Annotated in this window: 23 protein-coding genes and 1 other RNA gene; 17 read left to right on the forward strand and 7 right to left on the reverse strand. The window is 51.7% G+C overall.

Translation table 11 applies throughout. The annotated features are described in order from the left end of the window. Positions 1 to 115 precede the first annotated feature (115 nt). Positions 116 to 742 (reverse strand): nucleotide exchange factor GrpE, encoded by a 627-nt coding sequence (grpE, locus tag ACT3TC_RS13180; protein WP_193053241.1) that lies wholly within the window; start codon positions 740 to 742, stop codon positions 116 to 118. A 222-nt stretch (positions 743 to 964) separates the two neighbouring features. Here grpE and recN point away from each other — a divergent pair, with 222 nt between their 5' ends. After that, complete coding sequence (recN, locus tag ACT3TC_RS13185) at positions 965 to 2,638, forward strand: DNA repair protein RecN (protein WP_444640327.1); 1,674 nt, start codon at positions 965 to 967, stop codon at positions 2,636 to 2,638. Between the two features lie 121 nt (positions 2,639 to 2,759). Here recN and fur read toward each other — a convergent pair whose 3' ends face one another. Further along, positions 2,760 to 3,212 carry a ferric iron uptake transcriptional regulator gene (fur, locus tag ACT3TC_RS13190; protein WP_172117611.1) on the reverse strand — a complete coding sequence of 151 codons (453 nt, stop codon included), beginning with the start codon at positions 3,210 to 3,212 and terminating at the stop codon, positions 2,760 to 2,762. Positions 3,213 to 3,284: 72 nt separating this feature from the next. Here fur and ACT3TC_RS13195 point away from each other — a divergent pair, with 72 nt between their 5' ends. Beyond that, positions 3,285 to 3,755: an outer membrane protein assembly factor BamE gene (locus tag ACT3TC_RS13195; RefSeq protein WP_193053239.1), complete on the forward strand. Its 471-nt coding sequence runs from the start codon at positions 3,285 to 3,287 to the stop codon at positions 3,753 to 3,755. Positions 3,756 to 3,760: 5 nt separating this feature from the next. Here the strand turns inward: ACT3TC_RS13195 and ACT3TC_RS13200 are convergent, their stop codons facing one another. Both ACT3TC_RS13200 and ACT3TC_RS13205 read right to left on the reverse strand, forming a co-directional pair. Beyond that, a complete protein-coding gene (locus ACT3TC_RS13200) occupies positions 3,761 to 4,072 on the reverse strand; it encodes an RnfH family protein (protein ID WP_172117612.1) in 312 nt (103 codons plus the stop codon). Continuing rightward, a complete protein-coding gene (locus tag ACT3TC_RS13205; protein ID WP_087108740.1) occupies positions 4,062 to 4,496 on the reverse strand; it encodes a type II toxin-antitoxin system RatA family toxin in 435 nt (144 codons plus the stop codon). The genes ACT3TC_RS13200 and ACT3TC_RS13205 overlap by 11 nt, the downstream gene beginning before the upstream one ends. Positions 4,497 to 4,622: 126 nt before the next feature. Here ACT3TC_RS13205 and smpB point away from each other — a divergent pair, with 126 nt between their 5' ends. The 10 genes from smpB (at position 4,623) to ACT3TC_RS13255 (ending at position 10,718) form a co-directional block, all read left to right on the forward strand. Further along, complete coding sequence (gene smpB, locus ACT3TC_RS13210; RefSeq protein ID WP_444621370.1) at positions 4,623 to 5,114, forward strand: SsrA-binding protein SmpB; 492 nt, start codon at positions 4,623 to 4,625, stop codon at positions 5,112 to 5,114. Between the two features lie 45 nt (positions 5,115 to 5,159). After that, positions 5,160 to 5,538, forward strand: a transfer-messenger RNA (tmRNA) gene (ssrA, locus tag ACT3TC_RS13215). A 166-nt stretch (positions 5,539 to 5,704) separates the two neighbouring features. After that, positions 5,705 to 6,943, forward strand: coding sequence for a tyrosine-type recombinase/integrase (locus ACT3TC_RS13220; RefSeq protein ID WP_444640328.1), 1,239 nt, complete (start codon positions 5,705 to 5,707; stop codon positions 6,941 to 6,943). Beyond that, on the forward strand, positions 6,940 to 7,479 hold the full coding sequence (locus ACT3TC_RS13225) for a hypothetical protein (protein WP_444640329.1): 540 nt from the start codon (positions 6,940 to 6,942) through the stop codon (positions 7,477 to 7,479). Before ACT3TC_RS13220 ends, ACT3TC_RS13225 begins: the two co-directional genes overlap by 4 nt. Positions 7,480 to 7,543: 64 nt before the next feature. Then, entirely contained in the window at positions 7,544 to 7,768 is a 225-nt protein-coding gene (locus tag ACT3TC_RS13230; RefSeq protein ID WP_444640330.1) for a hypothetical protein, read from the forward strand. Next, a complete protein-coding gene (locus ACT3TC_RS13235) occupies positions 7,765 to 8,037 on the forward strand; it encodes a helix-turn-helix domain-containing protein (RefSeq protein ID WP_444640331.1) in 273 nt (90 codons plus the stop codon). The genes ACT3TC_RS13230 and ACT3TC_RS13235 overlap by 4 nt, the downstream gene beginning before the upstream one ends. Beyond that, entirely contained in the window at positions 8,022 to 8,528 is a 507-nt protein-coding gene (locus ACT3TC_RS13240) for a hypothetical protein (protein WP_444640332.1), read from the forward strand. Before ACT3TC_RS13235 ends, ACT3TC_RS13240 begins: the two co-directional genes overlap by 16 nt. After that, positions 8,521 to 10,026 (forward strand): YfjI family protein, encoded by a 1,506-nt coding sequence (locus ACT3TC_RS13245; RefSeq protein WP_444640333.1) that lies wholly within the window; start codon positions 8,521 to 8,523, stop codon positions 10,024 to 10,026. Before ACT3TC_RS13240 ends, ACT3TC_RS13245 begins: the two co-directional genes overlap by 8 nt. Beyond that, positions 10,026 to 10,409 (forward strand): hypothetical protein, encoded by a 384-nt coding sequence (locus ACT3TC_RS13250; RefSeq protein ID WP_444640334.1) that lies wholly within the window; start codon positions 10,026 to 10,028, stop codon positions 10,407 to 10,409. The genes ACT3TC_RS13245 and ACT3TC_RS13250 overlap by 1 nt, the downstream gene beginning before the upstream one ends. A 114-nt stretch (positions 10,410 to 10,523) precedes the next feature. Then, positions 10,524 to 10,718 carry a hypothetical protein gene (locus tag ACT3TC_RS13255; RefSeq protein WP_444640335.1) on the forward strand — a complete coding sequence of 65 codons (195 nt, stop codon included), beginning with the start codon at positions 10,524 to 10,526 and terminating at the stop codon, positions 10,716 to 10,718. 228 nt (positions 10,719 to 10,946) lie between these two features. Here the strand turns inward: ACT3TC_RS13255 and ACT3TC_RS13260 are convergent, their stop codons facing one another. Beyond that, positions 10,947 to 11,990 carry a hypothetical protein gene (locus ACT3TC_RS13260; protein ID WP_444640336.1) on the reverse strand — a complete coding sequence of 348 codons (1,044 nt, stop codon included), beginning with the start codon at positions 11,988 to 11,990 and terminating at the stop codon, positions 10,947 to 10,949. 1,071 nt (positions 11,991 to 13,061) lie between these two features. On the opposite strand from ACT3TC_RS13260, the gene ACT3TC_RS13265 reads away from it, so the two are divergent. Then, positions 13,062 to 13,601, forward strand: coding sequence for a porin family protein (locus ACT3TC_RS13265; protein ID WP_444640337.1), 540 nt, complete (start codon positions 13,062 to 13,064; stop codon positions 13,599 to 13,601). A gap of 402 nt (positions 13,602 to 14,003) precedes the next feature. Here the strand turns inward: ACT3TC_RS13265 and ACT3TC_RS13270 are convergent, their stop codons facing one another. Continuing rightward, on the reverse strand, positions 14,004 to 14,360 hold the full coding sequence (locus ACT3TC_RS13270) for a hypothetical protein (protein WP_444640338.1): 357 nt from the start codon (positions 14,358 to 14,360) through the stop codon (positions 14,004 to 14,006). Positions 14,361 to 14,449: 89 nt separating this feature from the next. Further along, a complete protein-coding gene (locus tag ACT3TC_RS13275) occupies positions 14,450 to 14,716 on the reverse strand; it encodes a transposase domain-containing protein (RefSeq protein ID WP_444640339.1) in 267 nt (88 codons plus the stop codon). Between the two features lie 134 nt (positions 14,717 to 14,850). Here ACT3TC_RS13275 and ACT3TC_RS13280 point away from each other — a divergent pair, with 134 nt between their 5' ends. The 4 genes from ACT3TC_RS13280 (at position 14,851) to ACT3TC_RS13295 (ending at position 16,782) form a co-directional block, all read left to right on the forward strand. Further along, positions 14,851 to 15,153 (forward strand): DUF4224 domain-containing protein, encoded by a 303-nt coding sequence (locus tag ACT3TC_RS13280; RefSeq protein ID WP_444640340.1) that lies wholly within the window; start codon positions 14,851 to 14,853, stop codon positions 15,151 to 15,153. 321 nt (positions 15,154 to 15,474) lie between these two features. Next, complete coding sequence (locus ACT3TC_RS13285; RefSeq protein WP_444640341.1) at positions 15,475 to 15,795, forward strand: type II toxin-antitoxin system HicA family toxin; 321 nt, start codon at positions 15,475 to 15,477, stop codon at positions 15,793 to 15,795. A gap of 1 nt (position 15,796) precedes the next feature. Next, entirely contained in the window at positions 15,797 to 16,297 is a 501-nt protein-coding gene (locus ACT3TC_RS13290; protein WP_444640342.1) for a toxin-antitoxin system HicB family antitoxin, read from the forward strand. Then, a complete protein-coding gene (locus tag ACT3TC_RS13295; RefSeq protein WP_444640343.1) occupies positions 16,294 to 16,782 on the forward strand; it encodes a hypothetical protein in 489 nt (162 codons plus the stop codon). Before ACT3TC_RS13290 ends, ACT3TC_RS13295 begins: the two co-directional genes overlap by 4 nt. Positions 16,783 to 16,839: the final 57 nt, after the last annotated feature.

A 16,839-nucleotide genomic window follows, 5' to 3' on the forward strand; every position in this document is an offset into this window, starting at 1 on the left:
TCAGTTGTCTCAATACTTAAAACGTGTGCGGGATTTCCCCGCGGGGTTGACCTTTATCTGGGGGCCGCCAGTGACTTTTCAAGGGCTTTTTTACGCTTTACGTCACTAAATCGGCTTAATTTGCCTTCTGACTGACCACGACCATCGCCGGGCGAACCAAACGACCATTGAGCAAGTAACCTTTCTGCATCACTTCCATTACGGTGTTGGGCTCAAGTTCGGGGTTCGGCACCATCGCCATGGCTTCGTGCACCTGGGGGTCAAAGGGCTCGCCCTGGGGCTCAACGCTTTCAACACCAAATTTATTGAGCACCCCTAGCTGCATGTTGAGCGTCATGGAAACGCCCTCGCGATGCGCCTCAGAGGCGTCGTCCTGCATGGATTCAAGCGCTTTTTCCAGGCTATCCACCACCGGCAGCAGCTCTTTGACAAATTTTTCCAAGGCAAACTTGCGCGCCTTGTCTGCTTCCTGTTCGGCACGGCGGCGAACATTCTGCGCTTCAGCGGCGGCGCGCAACGCTTGGTCCTTGGCTTCTGCCAGGTTTTGCTCCAGCTCATTTACCTGAGCGGCGAGTACATCGGCCTCCGGGTCGGCGAAGCTGCCTTCAAGCGGCGCCTCGTCGTTAATCAGGCCTTCCAGCTCCCCATCAATCAAGCGCTCTTCAGACTCTTGGTCCATATCGGCCTCACGCTGTTGGCGAGCGAGTTCGTCATCTAATGGAGTTTGCGGTTCTTTTGCCATGCCATGCTCCTCAAAAGGGTTCGGGCTTTTTCTGCCCAACACTGCTCATAAAAAATAATCAATAAATCAGTTTTAAAACAGCCTTAAACACGTATAGAGGCTATATGGGGGCCATAAAAGCCATCTCAAGAGGAGCATTGAAGTCAGTTATCGACTACTGTATAAAACAACATTTATTGGATAAGTATCCAGCTTCTGTGTCGCACCGCCTCAGGAGGCATCATGCTTACTCAGCTAGCGATTCAAGATTACGCCATTGTCGACCGCCTTGAGCTTGACCTGACCCACGGCATGACGGCCATCACGGGGGAAACAGGTGCAGGCAAATCCATTCTTCTAGGCGCACTGGGCCTGTGCCTTGGTGAGCGCGCCGATGCTGGCAGCGTGCGCCACGGCTGCGAGCGCACCGACCTATCGGCGCGTTTCGACATTCAGCACCTGCCCGCCGCCGTCGAGTGGCTAACGGCCCGCGAGCTCCCCACCGACGAATGCCTACTGCGCCGTGTAGTGACCGCCAGTGGACGTTCAAAAGCGTGGATTAACGGTCAGCCAGCGACCATTTCGGACTTAAAATCGCTTGGCGAGCAGCTCATTCAAATTCATGGCCAGCATGCCCATCAAGCGTTAATGCGTGAAGAGGTGCACCAGGCCCTGCTGGATGACTATGCCGGGCTACGGGAGGCTCGCCAGCAACTGGCAGAAACCTTCCACGAATGGCGCAATGCGCGACGACGGCTTAAAAAGCTCAGTGAAGAAGGCAGTGAAGTAGAAGCCAAGCGCCAACTGCTGCGCTACCAGGTTGAAGAGCTGGACCAGCTGGGCCTGGGCGAAGGCGAACTACAGACGCTTGAAGAGGAGCAACTGACCCTTGCGCATGCCGAAGAGACCCTGCGTGAAACCCAGTTGGCTGCCGACTGCTGCGCCAGCGATGACGGCGGCGCGCTGTCGCTTCTTAATCAAGCTTATGCACACTTAAGCGCCCTGCCGGGCAGCGATAAGGGCACGCTTGCCAATACGCTCGCCATGCTCAGCGATGCGCGCATTCAGGTGGAAGAGGCCTCAAGCGAGTTGCAGCGCTTTGCCAGCAGCACCGAGCTCGACCCAGAGCGCCTGATGTGGGTGGAAGAGCGTTTGACGGATATACACCGCATTGCGCGCAAGCATCACGTCGCGCCTGAAGAAATTTACGCCCTGCATAGCACCCTTCAACGTGAAGTGGCTCAGTTGGAAGCCAGCGATGAGGACCTTGAAGCGCTGAGTGGACAGGTCGCCGAGTATCGTGAGCGCTACCGCAGCGAAGCCAAGAAAATCAGCGATACCCGTCAAAAAGCTGCCCTGCGGCTGGGTAAAGAAGTTCAGCAGCAGCTGGCCTTTTTGGCCATGGGTAAGGCCCGCTTTGAAGTGGCCGTTGCTTCGCGTGAAACGCCTACGCCTGAAGGGTTGGATAGCGTGCAGTTTTTGATCAGCGCCAACCCAGGCCAGCCTGCTCGCCCGCTCGCCAAAGTCGCCTCTGGGGGTGAGCTTTCGCGTATCAGCCTGGCGATTCAGGTGGTGGCCGCCTCGCACTCGACGATTCCAAGCCTGGTGTTTGACGAGGTGGATGTGGGTATTTCAGGCGCCACGGCGGAAATTGTCGGCCAGTTACTGCGCAAGCTAGGTGAGAACGGCCAGGTAATGACCGTAACGCACCTGCCCCAGGTGGCCGCGCAGGCGCATCAGCACCTGCATATTGAAAAGCGTGCCAAGCGGGATACTACGCGTACCTATATGGCCTTGCTGGACGAGCGAGGCCGCATCAGCGAGCTTGCGCGCATGCTAGGCGGGGTCACGCTCTCTGACCAAACACTGGCTCATGCCCAGGAAATGCTGCATGCCAGCCAGCGCCCGCCTCATTAAGAGCTTTCTCACATCACTATCTAATTAACGGCTACCACGCAAAATACCCCCATGCTGCTCCCTGTAAAAAGGAGCGACATGAGGGTTTGCATCACGGCCAAAACAGGTTTTGCGGGAAACCCTATTTTTTATTGATCGGCACGTTAACCTGGCGCGTTACGTCCGACCCGCGAGGGCGTACGTAAAGCACCAGAGCGTGATCGACAAGCTCGTAGCCGTGCTCTTCTGCAATTTCTTGCTGGCGTCGTTCAATGATGTCATCAAGAAACTCGATGATTTCACCACTTTCTAAACACACCATATGGTCGTGATGGTCTTCTTGCGTCATCTCAAAGACTGCGTGGCCACCGTCAAAATTATGACGAATTACCAAACCTGCTGATTCAAATTGCGTCAGCACGCGGTAAACGGTTGCCAAGCCAACATCCTCGCCCGCATCAATCAGTGTTTTATACACTTCTTCTGCGCTAAGGTGGTGTTGACCCGAAGCATTTTCGAGAATCTGAAGGATCTTGACGCGCGGCAGGGTCACTTTCAGCCCGGCTTTGCGCAGTTCATGGTTCTGATCGGCCATGGTTGCTCTTCGCAGTAACAGGTTAGGTCGGGTATGATCGACCGAAACCACGATAGTGAAGAACAGGTCCAAATGCAAAAATTGACTCGCATCATTACGCTTTCCGTTGCCCTTACTGTTGTAAGTGGCTGTAGTTACGTCGGTGTTTACAAACGTGACATCCCTCAAGGCAATCTGGTAACCGAAGAAATGGTTAGCCAGCTTCAGCCGGGCATGACGCAGGAGCAGGTCACCTACGTTATGGGCCGCCCTTTGTTGGAAGCCCCGTTTGATTCAAACCAGTGGGATTACGTCTATCGATTGGACGAAGCGTACGGTGGCGTTGTACAGCGACGCGTCACACTTACCTTTGACCCGATGGGCCGCTTAGCCAATGTTCAGCAGCAGGGCGATTTTTCCACCGATCTTCCGCTAAGCACCGACACCAGCCTGGGGCCTGCCGTTGAAGGCGCCGACCCGCTGAATGCGCTTCCCCAGGAGAATGTAAGTACGCAAACACCGGAGACAGCACCCGCGCCTCAGCCCGTATTGCGCGCTGAGTAGCAACGTTACTGGCCGCTTGCTTGGCGCTTGGCACGTTCCAGGCGGGCAGCTTTAGGGTCTATCTCAAGCGGGCGATAGACTTCGACACGATCCCCGGTGCGCAATGTGTGCGTCTCGGGGTTGCGTAGCGCTTTGCCAAAAATACCCAGCGGCGCCTTGCTGAACGTGTCTTCGGGTAATTCCGGAAATAGTTGAGGCAGGTTAGCAAGTGCTACCGCCTGCCGGGCAGTGGTGCCCTCAGGCACTTCCAGCGCCACCAGGCGTTGCTTGGCAGGCAACGCAAAGGCAACCTCTACCTGAAGTCGATCACCGCCCATACAGCTCGTCAGCGCGCTTAGTGAAGGCATCGACCAATTGACCGGCGATTTGCTGGAACAATCGACCAAAGGCCATGCTGAGCAGGCGGCTGGCAAACTCAAATTCCATTTCCAGACTCACCTTGCAAGCATCATCTCCCATCGGAGTGAACCGCCAGTGGCCTTTCAAGCGCTTAAATGGCCCTTTTACCAGCGACATCTCGATTTGCTCGGGGGCAAACAGGTCGTTACGTGTAGTGATCGTTTGCTCTATCCCCGCACGGCCCAGCGTCATTTCCCCAATTAAGTGGGTGGCGTCACGCTCTACCAGTCGCGCCTGACGACAGCCTGGTAAAAACTCGGGGTAGTGTTCGAAATCGTTGACCAGATCGAACATTTGCTGGGGGGTGTGCCGCACCAGGGCGGAACGATTGACGGTTGGCATTGACCTCTCCGCTGACTTCACAGTGCCCAAAGCGTATCATGGGAAACATTTATTCAGACCTTGAATGGTATCACGCCTCCCCATATAACGAAGGGGGTGCCACCGACAGATTATAGATGAGGTTTCATGGCCACTAAGAAAGGTAACAGCAAGGGCCCCGGCAGCAGCGTTATTGCCCAGAACAAGAAGGCAAGATTCGAATACCATATCGATGAGACCTTTGAAGCAGGGTTGGCACTCTCCGGCTGGGAAGTCAAAAGCCTGCGTGCGGGTAAAGCTCAGCTTACCGACACCTACATTCTGGTGCGTAACGGCGAGGCCTTCCTGCTTGGCAGCCACATCATGCCGCTTAATACAGCAAGCACTCATGAAATTGCCGACCCTACGCGCACGCGCAAACTACTGCTGCATCGTAAAGAAATCGCCAAAATCTTTTCGATTACCCAAGACAAGGGCCACACCTGTGTGCCGCTTAAGCTTTACTGGAAGCGCAATAAGGTGAAGTGTGAATTGGCGCTGGTGACCGGTAAGCAGCTGCATGACAAGCGGGCGACAGAAAAGGATCGTGACTGGAGCCGTCAAAAAGGACGAATTATGCGGGAACATAACAAGGCTTAACTGGTCAATCAGGTGTGAGCACGTTAGAATGCTCATCTGAAAGAAGGGGGCGACATGGTTTCGACGCCGGTGACAACCCTTGCGGTGCATGCCGAGAGCGTGATGTATCTCGTAAATCCCACATCACGAAAAAATAGTCGCAAATGACGAAAACTACGCTCAAGGCGCGCTAGCAGCTTAAACTGTTAGCTTCTTGTCTGGCCCCAAGGTGATGTGCCTATTCATCATTGAGGGGATACGAGCTAAAGCTGATAGGACCGCGTTTGGTGGTGTCTTCTCGCCAAGCGTTAAACTTTAGAAGGCTCGCGTTGCTGAATCCTGATCGTCGGAGTCAGTGGCGTTAAAACAAATGACGAAATCTAAGCATGTAGAGCCAATAGGCGCGTGCTGGCGGACGCGGGTTCAATTCCCGCCGCCTCCACCACCTACCTAAATTCAGATGCTTCCACATAGGTCTGAATGAAGCTGAAAAGCCCGCCCCGTGCGGGTTTTTTTGTGTCTGTATGCTTTCACATATACCCATACAGCATTGCGCACCGTGTATGCCTGTGTGTATGCTTTACGATATTGTGAACCAGAGGCATACAAGCATGAAACGCTCACAGATTAAGCGCCGTCCGCTGGCTGACACGGTATTGGCGACACTGGAACCAGAGGCCAAGGCATACAGGGAACTGGACGGCAGCGGCCTTTACTTCAGGGTGAAGCCCAACGGCTCCAAGTCTTGGGAACTGCGCTATAAGAAGCCAGACGGCAAGTGGTCGTGGATTGGCCTTGGCGGATATCCAGAGACTAGCGGCAGCTTAGCCCGTGAGAAAGCCGACCAACTTAGGGCAGACGCAGCGAAGGGAGAGAATCCCATCGTTTCTAAGCGTACAAGAGAAGCCGCAACCCTAGAAGCTGCCAACAGCACCTTTGAAGCGCTGGCGCGAGAGTGGCACACCAACAAGCGGCAGAATTGGACAGACGGCACAGCTACCCGCGTAATTGGCGCACTGCAAAAGCATGTGTTCCCCAAGTTTGGTAAGCGCCCCTTCAACGACATAACGTCCATGGAGTGGTTGGAGTTTCTGCGTAAACTGGAAAAGACCGGGATCATTGAGCAGACCAGCCGCATACGCGCTATCTGCCGTGAAGTGTACGACCTGGCGCTAGTGAGTGGCCGCATCCAGTACAACCCACTAGAGAGCCTGCATAAGCACCTGACCACGCGCCGGGCAACCAACTATTCCCACGTTAGCCAAGACGAACTACCTGCCCTGCTACGCGCTATTGGCTCTTATCCCCATGCTGAAGATGTACGCCTTGGCCTATTCCTGCTTTCTCGCCTGGCTGCCCGCCCTTCAGAGCTAAGGGAAGCCCGCTGGGAAGAGTTCGACCTAGACAAAGCACTATGGACGATCCCAGCCGAGCGCATGAAGCGCCGCCGTGAGCATACTGTTCCCCTAGCTAAGCAAGCTATTGAAGCCCTTCAGAACCTTCACCAACTAACCGGATACCAACCGCTGCTTTTCCCTGGACGCAGCGACAAGACAGCGCCACGTTCTAACACGGTATTCATCATGGCATTACGCCGCCTTGGCTATGAGGGACGCCAGACCGCCCACGGCTTCCGACACATCGCTAGCACGATCCTGAATGAACACGGCTATAACGCTGACCACATAGAGGCCCAGCTATCGCACGTTAAAGACGGTGTGGCAGGTGTCTACAACAAGGCCCAATACATCAAGCAACGCCGTCACATGATGCAGTGGTACGCCGACCACTTGGACATGCTTGAGCGTGGCAATGTTGTTGAGCTGAAGCGAGCAGGAGCAGCTCGATGACTACTGATAAAGTCCGCAGTGTGGTACACCAAGCTGGCTATGAAGCTCAGGCTTTGAATGAAGAGGCTTCCCGACTTGAGTTCCCTGAGGGAGTCGATATTGCCAAGTTCATTCAGCAGCAGATAGACAAGGCTTATGAGCTAATCCCTGATATTCAAGAGCGGAACCCAGGTGCTATTAAGTTTCTCCGTGTCGCACTTAATGCGTATAGCGAGGGGGATATGGAGGACGCAAAGCGATGGCTTCACCGGGGTCTAGTATCCATAAGAAATAACTTGCGCGAGCTGTGGGAGGAAGGCGTCTCTAAGCAGTTTGGACGCAACGTAGAGGAAGCCCGCCGTAAAATACAAGAGGAGCGACAACCCGAGTGGGACGTGTGGCAGCGCAAGGCAGATGAAATCGTCACCGCGAAACGTGCTACCAATCCCAAAAAAGATCCTTCGGCGCGCGAAGTCGCTCGAATAATCGCAGAATCGCCAGAGGGTGGCGGAAAATCGTTTGAAGCAATAAGGAAGCATATCAATATTCGTGGGTAAGACCCCAAAGCTTACCCACATTCACCGCCTTATGATGCCTCCCATACACAACGGAGGCACCTAAATGCATATCGAATCACTTCCCCAAGACCAGAAGCTAATCACAAAGCCCAACTTATGCCGCGCTATGGATATGACCCGCAGCGGCATAGACAAGCTACTCAAAAACGACCCCAGCTTTCCCCGCCCGTTGAAGTTCAGCGATAGCCAGCAGGCTACCTGCTACTTCCCCGTTACTGAGTTGAACGCCTGGCTAGAGGCCAAGTTGGCCGAGCGAGGTGCTGCATGAATATTCACCAAATCGATGCGGCAAGCCAACACGCCCGTATATTGGCTCGCCTCAAGCAAGCGGCCGCTACCACTATTGAGCTAATCCAAGAAGAAAATATTTTACGCCCCGGCGCCCGCATCTGTGAACTTCGAGAGAAAGGCCACGATATACGCACCCATCTCCAAGACGTAATTGATCCATGGGGGCGAAAGCATAACCGCGTTGCACTGTATTACTTCCCTACTAATAACAGCGCCGATGAGGTGGGCCTATGCACGGACAAATAAAAGCGCCCGACCGAAGCCGAGCGCAAAAGAATACTGTTCAAGCCAATAATAGCATCCGCCCAGACGTTCACGCCATGTTGAACCAACTCGACAAGGTGAAGGAAAACGGGCCGGGGCGATGGCTAGCGTGTTGCCCTGCACACCAAGACCGTTCGCCTAGTCTGGCAATTCGTGAAACCGCAGACGGCACCATCCTAATGAAGTGCTTTGCAGGATGCCCAACCGGGGACGTGCTAGCCGCTATTGGCTTAGAGCTAAAAGACCTATTCCCTCAACGTGATAACGATGCATACACCGCTAGCAAGCGCCCTGGTGAACGTTGGGTTCCCCGTGACGTCTTGGCAGCGGTTGCCCGTGAAGCCCTGATTGCTCTATTAGCGGCTGAAGCTGTGCAAAGTGGGACGCTGCTATCTGATGACGACCGCAACCGCCTAGCCTTGGCTGCTGGCCGTCTAAGGGCTGCTGCAAAAGAGGTGGGCACTCATGTCTAACACGGCTGAAAGCTGGCTAGATCAGCGACTTGATAAGTTAGCACTCCCCAAGGCATTGCCGGAGAGCTTACCTGAAGTGCCTAGCTTTAACCCTGAAATGCTTCCAGAGGAATTGCGAAGCTATGTATTAGACGTTGCGCAGCGTATCCAGTGCCCGCCCGAATATTGTGCTGTATCGGCATTGGCGCTGCTGTCTGGCTTAATAGGCCACAAGGTACGGATGCGCCCTAAACAACACGATGATTGGGAAATTGTCATTGTCCTATGGGCGGTGCTGGTGGGCGACCCTTCCGCCATGAAGACCCCCGCCATCAAAGCTATGCGTTTTCCTATTGATGGTATTGAGGCCGATGCTAGGCGCGAACATGAAAAGGCAGCCAAGGCCCATAAGGAGGAGGTAGAACTATTTGATGTTGCCAAGGCAGCGGCAAAGAAGAAAGCAAAAGAGCAAGCCGCTAAAGGCGATATGGACGCAGCCAAGGCGACCCTAAGCAGCGTGTCAGAACCTACACCACCAGCACCTGCTGAGCGACTGATTCTAAATGATGCGACGGTTGAGAAAGCGGGCGAACTGATGAACCAGTTTAACAACCACTTAACCATCTTGCGGGATGAGCTGGCAGGGCTGCTGGCAAAGCTACAACAAGAAGAAAATGCTGCCGAGCGTGCTTTTTACCTAGAGTGCTTCAACGGTGATTCCCGGTTTACTTATGACCGCATAGGCCGGGGAACGGTGGCTATTGAGCGGTGCGCCTTAAATATCATCGGCGGCATTCAGCCAAGCAAGCTAGCGCCTATCGTGCGCGGTGCTAAAGGCACTGTGAACGATGGCCTAATTCAGCGCTTTCAGCTTGCCGTCTGGCCTGATGCTAAGCAGTCTTGGCAATGGATCGACCGCCGCCCCGCCCCGAAGGCAAAGGAGCGTTTTGCCCAAGTATTTTATCGACTTCATTCGCTGGAATTAGGCGTTGATGACGATGGCAACCCGCCCGCTTGGCGGTTCACTCCCGATGCGCAAGAACTGTTCATTGAGTGGATGACTGAAATCAACATCGAGTGCCGTTCCGGCAACCTTTCACCGCTGATGGCCGAACACCTGCTGAAGATGCCTAAGACCGTTGGCAGCCTGGCGTTACTGTTTGCGGTGATTGAAGGCGAGCAAGGCAGCGTGGGTGAGACCTCTACCGCTCGCGCCCTGGAATGGGCCGACTTCTTACGCGCCCATGCAGAACGCCTTTATAGCGCGGCCACCAACAGCGGCATCCAAGGTGCCAAGCTGATATTGAAACGCCGTAACAAGCTGCCCAACCCATTCAAAGTTAAGCAAGTAAAGCAACGTGGTTGGCAAGGGCTGGACACGACCGATGCTGTGCAAGGGGCTTTAGATCTACTTGTTGAGCATGGCTATCTAACTGAAATGGAAGTGCCGACAACCGGAAGGCCACGCATCGACTTCTATTGGCATTCGGAATATATACCGAATCAGGAGAGCGAGTAATGGGACGCTGGCTAGAAAAAATAGATAAAGGGGGCGACGACACCCCCCGTAAACCACCCCAAAGTCCTTTAGGGGGTTTGGAGGGGGTGATAGATGGGCCATTTTCAGAAAAAAATGAAGATCCCAAACCTGAAACACTAACCGACTGGCTAGAGTGGATCGCTGCTCGCTGCCCTCTAGCGCCGGAAGATCGCCGCCATGTAGCGACTGGCTTACTAAGACTTCATCCCCGAATGCAGAAGAGACTGTCTGAAAGGTATGTGGAAGCATGGCAGGCGACGGCAAACGTTGAGCCGAAGTCACACCGCAAAGACAATGCTGGTCGTCACGCTGCCAACTTGGTTATTACTCGCCTAAAGCGAGAAGGCGAATACGGCTGGTAAGCCACCACTTCCCAAGCAACCCGCAAGCGCTGCCGCCAAGGCGATATGGCCTAACCTGGCGCCAGCGCCAGTCTGTTAGGCATAATTTCCCGAATATAAAAAGGAGCCAACGCCATGAGCCATAACCCGCGCCGCTTCACTCGTCCCGTTCGCCTTATTGTTTCTCTGGAAGCTGACACCGTAGCCAGCATCGACACCTTGATGAAGCAAGGGCGCCAGCATAGTCACCGGAACCGGGCCGAGTTCGTGAGGCGCGCCATTGATAGGGAGTTAGCCCGTTGCCAGTATGATGATTTTTCGACAAATTAACGTGCTCAGATACTCAGTGCAGAAACAATGAGAATTCAACATATTCTACATTAGCAACTCGGCTGTCGTATCGACCAGATGTAACGGCGCATTTACTTGTAAAAAGCTGAATTTGGCCTGCCATTGCGTAGCACTACTAGGCCATCAAGTTCTTATATTGTCGTTATGAATGCATAGAAACACCCTGCTTAATAGCAGGGCTATGGCCCTAGATGTTGAGCAGGTTTTTTATCTGACGCTGCGCATATAAGTAAGCGCTTCGAAAAAACCATGTACTGGTATCGTTTTATCAACACGAGTGTTATAGGGCCAATCTAAGTGTCTTGTAATCAAAGTTCTGCCCACCTGCATTTGTTGTACAAGCCGATTAGCTGCCGATCCAGTAAGCCCGGTATTTTCAGGAGCGGAAAATGCTGGATTATCGTCTACCCTGAAACTCATGTTACTACCAGGATAAGCCTCTCCTGTAGTCATAATGCTGTAGCCATTTTGCCAGTACAAAAAGAAGCCATCTCTTCTTATCGTGCAAGATCTGGCATCAGTAATACTATCTGTTGAACAATTGACCACCCAATGAATATCTTCCCCTACCCCGTGAGGTGCTGGCTCATTATAAAAGCGGCCTGCCCCCGAGGTGAGGTTGACTGAATAAGGCACTCCTTGAATCTCTCCCGACTCTTCAGCTACGCAGCCTATTGACGGAATATCATATACTTTAACATTGCCAGATGGACTATAAGCATCCCTGATCTCAATGCGACCGCATGGCCCATTTATATCACCGCCTACCTCTTCTGCTTGTTCTAAAGGCGATTTGTTACTTGCGGCATAATCCTCACGCTGACGTATTACAATTTTCTCAGCACTAGGCATACTATCGATATGATTTTGGGAGACAATTACACTAGGTTCATCTATCTCCAAGCACATACCTTCAATTTGCTCAGCTAGAGCAAATGGCCCTATCTGGCTGGTCGGTAGCCTGTAAGCTGCGGTCGCAATTTCGTGAGCCCATATTTGATTTCCCCCCTCAGCGTTCATAGCATTGAGTACCTGAGACTTGGGCGCTCTATCTGAACCGAAACGAGCGCGCATAATCGTGCGGGAGATTTGGCCAGCATTACTGCAAAACTCGGCCAAAGTGTCTTGCCCTATCCGGCTATATGTATTTGACAATGGGACTTGCTGATATGTCGTTGGCACTGAAGATGCACAGCCCGAAAGAGTAGCAAGGGCAGCAGTAGCAAGAATGGTTTTACAGTTGATTTTCATTTCAAACTTCCCCTATAACTATTTGTTTTTTTATTAAATAAAATCACCAAAAGATATTATTAAAGCGTAATGGCATACTTGTCGTACCCGTGGCGAAAAAATCACGTCCCCTCTCAAGTATCTCGCTCACCTTACAGTTTCTGTAGAGACTATCAAAGGAGCCTGCACAGCCACCACGACCGGGCCGAGTTCGAAAGGGGCTCCATTGAATGCGAGTTAGCCCGCTGCCAGTCTGATGATTTTAATACGCCATAAAAGGACAGTTTGATGATTTTCCGACATGTATACGCGCGCGTGGCTGCCAAGGTTTTTGCAGAGTCACTACGCGCGTGATAAGCCGGTCAACATTAGGCGCTTCAATGATTTTTCTGACATCGCTACGCTCTCACTGACTGTGGAAAAATCTTCGTAGCACCATAACGCCCTGAGCGCGTACCTTCGGAACCCTTCCCCCAATATTGCCCCAGGGATAATGGCAACCATAATGGCGCTTTTGTTGTTTGTATGGCTGGCGCCAGCATAAAACCTAACAATAATGAAAGCATCGCACAGCACCGACTCAGCTTCAAAATAGCCCCAGCAGCCAGCAGCGTGTATGCCCCGATGTATGCCTAACTGAAACCCTTTAAACAAAATCATTAAATAACAGCATCTTAAAAAACCAGTTCAAATGCCGCCGCCCCACCAGACACCCCTACAAATCAAGCACCTAGCGGTGCTTTTTTTGTGCCTATAGTCTGCAAAGGGCTGATTTAGGCATAGCTAGGTCAGCTTTTGAGTCAACATTTCCCCTCGCTTTCACGAAATCCCCTGGCTATATTCCGCCCCAAACTCTGTATATACAACCAGTCACTCAAGGAGATGCTTATGTCGAAAACCTATGAGCAGTTAATACAACGAGTGCAGCGGAAAATCGACAGCCTGCGGGCTCAGTCCGGAAATTGCGCAGAGCCCCGGCATTTAGCAGTGCCCTGACTTGGATTTGCTTAACAAACAGTTCACCTCCTAAGTATAAATACGTAAACTCCCCTCCCTTGGGATCTACTACTAAAAAACATCTTAGGGACCGTTATGACTAAACAATTTTCCATTGCTGTTATCGCCACTGCTGTTGCGTTGGCCTCTTCTTCAGCGTTGGCTAACAGCGCAGGTTCTGGCTACGTGGGTGCGCTGGCCAGCCATTACGTGTTCGATGTAGATGGTATTCGCGATGACGTTAACCCTACCGGACTGACCATTCGCGGCGGCTACTTCTTGAATGATTTCGTTGCTATTGAGGGGCGTATCGGCACAGGCCTTAGTGACGATAGCATTGGTGGCTCGGGCGTTGATGTAGAGCTTGATCAGTTGATGGGCGTGTATGCTGTTGGCCACCTGCCGGTTAACAATGTGTTCTCGTTCTACGGTCTGCTGGGCTTCTCTTATGCCGAAGCCACGATCTCTAACCGCTTCGTGTCCGTATCCGACGATGATGACGGTTTCTCTTATGGTGCCGGCGTTCAGCTCAACTTCACACCCCAGATCTCCGGTCAGCTTGAGTATGTCTCCTACCTAAACAAATCTGACTATAACCTGAACGCGGGCAGCGTGGGCATTGCTTACCACTTCTAATTGATACACAGCGCCAGCCAAGAGCCGCCTCCTTTATAAAATGCACAAAAAGCGCCCCTCGTAAGGCTAATGCCAGTCAGTTAAACCTGACTGGCTTTTTCCTGACCGTATATTTTTGTGGTCGTGCCCGAACAGCACGTGGACATGGCCTTTCTCGTCTAGCGGATAGCAAGAAAAGGCGCCATCTCCAACATCGATCTCACCACTTCGGGAATACGGCCAGGCGATACCGCCGGCAACACCGATAACTCCTTGATAACCAAATGGTCAGCCTAGTGAAAACCCAATTAATTTGGGTGAATGCTGTCTAAACTGTAGGCCATTCAGGCCATCTGAAAGCGTATCAAGTTGTAAGCGAGCAACCCCCATAATTCCCAGCGATAGCCATAAATATTCACGATATCAGCAGCCGGAAAGCGCAGCGGATAGGTCATCGACGTCATCACCCGAACCTCTTTCCCCTTGATCTTGCGAGTCATCAGGTGCGCTTCTAATGTCGCGGGCAAATAACGTCAATGAATGGTCAGGCGTACTGGCAATCAGGTCTGTCGTCAATGCCACTTCGCCGGTCGATATGCTGTCGAACGCAGCGCCCGCCACCAGATGGCTCGCCAACTCCATTTGGCACACCATGCGGACCGAGTGGGGATAGCTCGCTTCACGGTGCGCATTGCGCGTGCGGGCGAAGGCGGTCTGGTTATCGGGCGAACCGGGTGTCCGCCATACACGCCATTCACTGCCAGAAGGGAGAGCCCACACCAATGAGGCTGGGGCGTTTGCTCCTGCCAGAGGGCCTGCGTTTGTTCGAAAACACGTTTAACGGTCTCCACCCCGAGGCATTGACGTGCCTAGACAACGGCACTGGGCGCCACGAAAGGACGCTGGCCGGGCAAGACAATATCGAGCTGATTAACGACTTGCCCCATCGGGATATGCCGAAAAGTGCCATGCCGACAATCGACCAGACCAAGCGGTAATCGACGTTTACGCAAGGTGGCGACACCGGCGTGTTCCAGGCACTCGCCAATCAACTCGGGGGAGAAAGCATCCGCGAGGCTGGAGAAGCGTTCAGGAGAAACGCGAGCGATGGCATCAATGGCCTGACTAAAATACATAAAAACCTAGTATCAGAAAGCCACTGATACCAGAATATCGCATTGTCAGCTAATGGATGACCCCCTTAACTGACTGGCATTGGCCTTTTGGCGGCCTTTTCGTTTGTACGGAGGCATAAAGTGACAGCTTATTCTTGATACCTGAGGAGCCAGGAAAGCTGACTGGTCGAAAGCGCACTAAAGAACAAACTGAGGCGCTCTCTAATATGGGTATACCTTGGCTGGTAAATGCAGCAGGAGCATTAATCATCGGCCGTAAACACGTTGAGCAAGTATTATGTGGCGAGAAAGGCGACAAAGATTTATCTAGGAAACTACCTAACATCAAAGTGTTAAATGAATATCAAGGGGATCTTCGGCAGGGAGATTTCGGGGCAAGATCGACATGTCATATTCCCAGAAGAAAGCTGTCCCCCCGTAACGCGCGCATATGCTGAGGTCCATCCTGTCTAGATGCCTATAGCTGCATGTAGAGAGGCCATGGTAGATTTAACGCTAAATAACTAAGCATACTGCGACCAGTATTCACAGATTAAAAGAACATTAACTGCTAGCAGTACTTGACGGATCAAGTATGAAAAAAAGAAATTTTTTGAGCGTATGCTTGCACCAGAGGATTCGTCTTTGGCCCAGATCCTCGCAACAATCTTTAACTGGCTGTTAATAATAATTTTTCCACACCATTGATTCATTTCAACCGCATCAATGGAAAAAATCAATCAAAATGACACTGCCGGTAGTGTCACAATGGTGCTAGTATGGGTTTAAAGGACACTGGAGAAAGACAAGCTGTTGAAGAATTAGCAAACATTAAAGATGAATTAAGGCAACGAAAAGCAAACATGAAATGCAAAGAGGCGTGTGAAGTCCTACAACGCCTCGGTTTCGAAATTCGTGATGGAAAGAAAGGAGGGCATAAAATCTATGTCCATGATCACCTACCATCCTTCACATCAAGCTCTCTGGACTGTGGTCACGGTCGAGACCCAGAGATAAAACCAGCCTATATCCAAAAAATAATAACAGTTCTCACTCAATATGAAGATGAGCTGGTTAATTATATGCTGCAGGAGAAATGATATGCGTGCTGATAGCTATAACATCGTTACCAGGTATATTGACGAAGACAATGGCTATGAAGCAAAGGTTGTTGAGCTTCCTGATGTGGCCGAATACGGTGACACTCAAAGCGAGGCATACGCCCTTGCTCTTGACACGATTGACACTACCGCGGAAATTATGGCCGAAAAGGGACGGCAAATGCCTTCTCCAATCGTTCATAAGGATGATTACAGCGGTCGAATTACACTGCGTATTCCTAAAACCCTACATGCCTCTCTTTCTGATATTGCTGATAAGGAAGGTGCTAGCCTGAATCAAATGATTACTACGATTCTAGCTAGCTTCAGAGGTTTTGATTGCGCCATGGAAGACACCATGGATGGATGGGTCAAAATAAAGGAAACCGAAACGCGGATACGGCCTAAAGTGGCGAGTCAGAAAACTTTAAAAGTTTTGACAACTAGAAACGTTGGCAATAGCCATGATTGGCATAATTCTCCAAGGTTGCGCACTGCATGAGTGAATCATTGCTTAGGAAAGCCCAGGATGGGCTGAGTCTTCTAGATATTCAAATGCATAGATTCGATGGCTGGGTATCTGAAGACTACGAGCCTAGAGCCTCTTCTGATGACTCAGGTATTGCTTTTCAAACTAAAAAACTGGTTAAAAGCACTTCTCTCCTTGAGATCACTGGTAGTGAGGTAGAGGCTACATACATATTTCGAGTAGATATTGATTTAGGCGTACGATATACAGAACCTGTAAGTGGTGATGAGGAAGCTGAACCGTGCCTTCTTGCACAAATAGAAGCTAGTTATTACATTGACTACACTATACAAGCTGTTGATTTAAAAGATAATATAGATGCACTTGAGGAGTTTGCGACCAAAAATTCGCCTCATCACGTGTGGTCCTTTTGGCGCGAGTATGTAGACTCGCAAACATCACGAATGCGCTTGCCAAAATTCTTACTACCTATGGTTCCCCGTATAAATGATGATTAAACAGTATTATTCAAACCCGTCACGTGGCGGGTTTTCTTGTGTACCCCCCCCGGTAAT

This window comes from Halomonas sp. AOP27-A1-41, from assembly GCF_052378605.1.
Taxonomy (GTDB): Bacteria; Pseudomonadota; Gammaproteobacteria; order Pseudomonadales; family Halomonadaceae; genus Vreelandella; species Vreelandella citrativorans.

Bases quoted from the DNA above. Each gene is read 5' to 3' on its own strand.
- grpE (WP_193053241.1), bottom strand. From the start codon at position 742: ATGGCAAAAGAACCGCAAACTCCATTAGATGACGAACTCGCTCGCCAA.
- recN (WP_444640327.1), top strand. From the start codon at position 965: ATGCTTACTCAGCTAGCGATTCAAGATTACGCCATTGTCGACCGCCTT.
- fur (WP_172117611.1), bottom strand. From the start codon at position 3,212: ATGGCCGATCAGAACCATGAACTGCGCAAAGCCGGGCTGAAAGTGACC.
- ACT3TC_RS13195 (WP_193053239.1), top strand. From the start codon at position 3,285: ATGCAAAAATTGACTCGCATCATTACGCTTTCCGTTGCCCTTACTGTT.
- ACT3TC_RS13200 (WP_172117612.1), bottom strand. From the start codon at position 4,072: ATGGGCGGTGATCGACTTCAGGTAGAGGTTGCCTTTGCGTTGCCTGCC.
- ACT3TC_RS13205 (WP_087108740.1), bottom strand. From the start codon at position 4,496: ATGCCAACCGTCAATCGTTCCGCCCTGGTGCGGCACACCCCCCAGCAA.
- smpB (WP_444621370.1), top strand. From the start codon at position 4,623: ATGGCCACTAAGAAAGGTAACAGCAAGGGCCCCGGCAGCAGCGTTATT.
- ACT3TC_RS13220 (WP_444640328.1), top strand. From the start codon at position 5,705: ATGAAACGCTCACAGATTAAGCGCCGTCCGCTGGCTGACACGGTATTG.
- ACT3TC_RS13225 (WP_444640329.1), top strand. From the start codon at position 6,940: ATGACTACTGATAAAGTCCGCAGTGTGGTACACCAAGCTGGCTATGAA.
- ACT3TC_RS13230 (WP_444640330.1), top strand. From the start codon at position 7,544: ATGCATATCGAATCACTTCCCCAAGACCAGAAGCTAATCACAAAGCCC.
- ACT3TC_RS13235 (WP_444640331.1), top strand. From the start codon at position 7,765: ATGAATATTCACCAAATCGATGCGGCAAGCCAACACGCCCGTATATTG.
- ACT3TC_RS13240 (WP_444640332.1), top strand. From the start codon at position 8,022: ATGCACGGACAAATAAAAGCGCCCGACCGAAGCCGAGCGCAAAAGAAT.
- ACT3TC_RS13245 (WP_444640333.1), top strand. From the start codon at position 8,521: ATGTCTAACACGGCTGAAAGCTGGCTAGATCAGCGACTTGATAAGTTA.
- ACT3TC_RS13250 (WP_444640334.1), top strand. From the start codon at position 10,026: ATGGGACGCTGGCTAGAAAAAATAGATAAAGGGGGCGACGACACCCCC.
- ACT3TC_RS13255 (WP_444640335.1), top strand. From the start codon at position 10,524: ATGAGCCATAACCCGCGCCGCTTCACTCGTCCCGTTCGCCTTATTGTT.
- ACT3TC_RS13260 (WP_444640336.1), bottom strand. From the start codon at position 11,990: ATGAAAATCAACTGTAAAACCATTCTTGCTACTGCTGCCCTTGCTACT.
- ACT3TC_RS13265 (WP_444640337.1), top strand. From the start codon at position 13,062: ATGACTAAACAATTTTCCATTGCTGTTATCGCCACTGCTGTTGCGTTG.
- ACT3TC_RS13275 (WP_444640339.1), bottom strand. From the start codon at position 14,716: ATGTATTTTAGTCAGGCCATTGATGCCATCGCTCGCGTTTCTCCTGAA.
- ACT3TC_RS13285 (WP_444640341.1), top strand. From the start codon at position 15,475: ATGGGTTTAAAGGACACTGGAGAAAGACAAGCTGTTGAAGAATTAGCA.
- ACT3TC_RS13290 (WP_444640342.1), top strand. From the start codon at position 15,797: ATGCGTGCTGATAGCTATAACATCGTTACCAGGTATATTGACGAAGAC.
- ACT3TC_RS13295 (WP_444640343.1), top strand. From the start codon at position 16,294: ATGAGTGAATCATTGCTTAGGAAAGCCCAGGATGGGCTGAGTCTTCTA.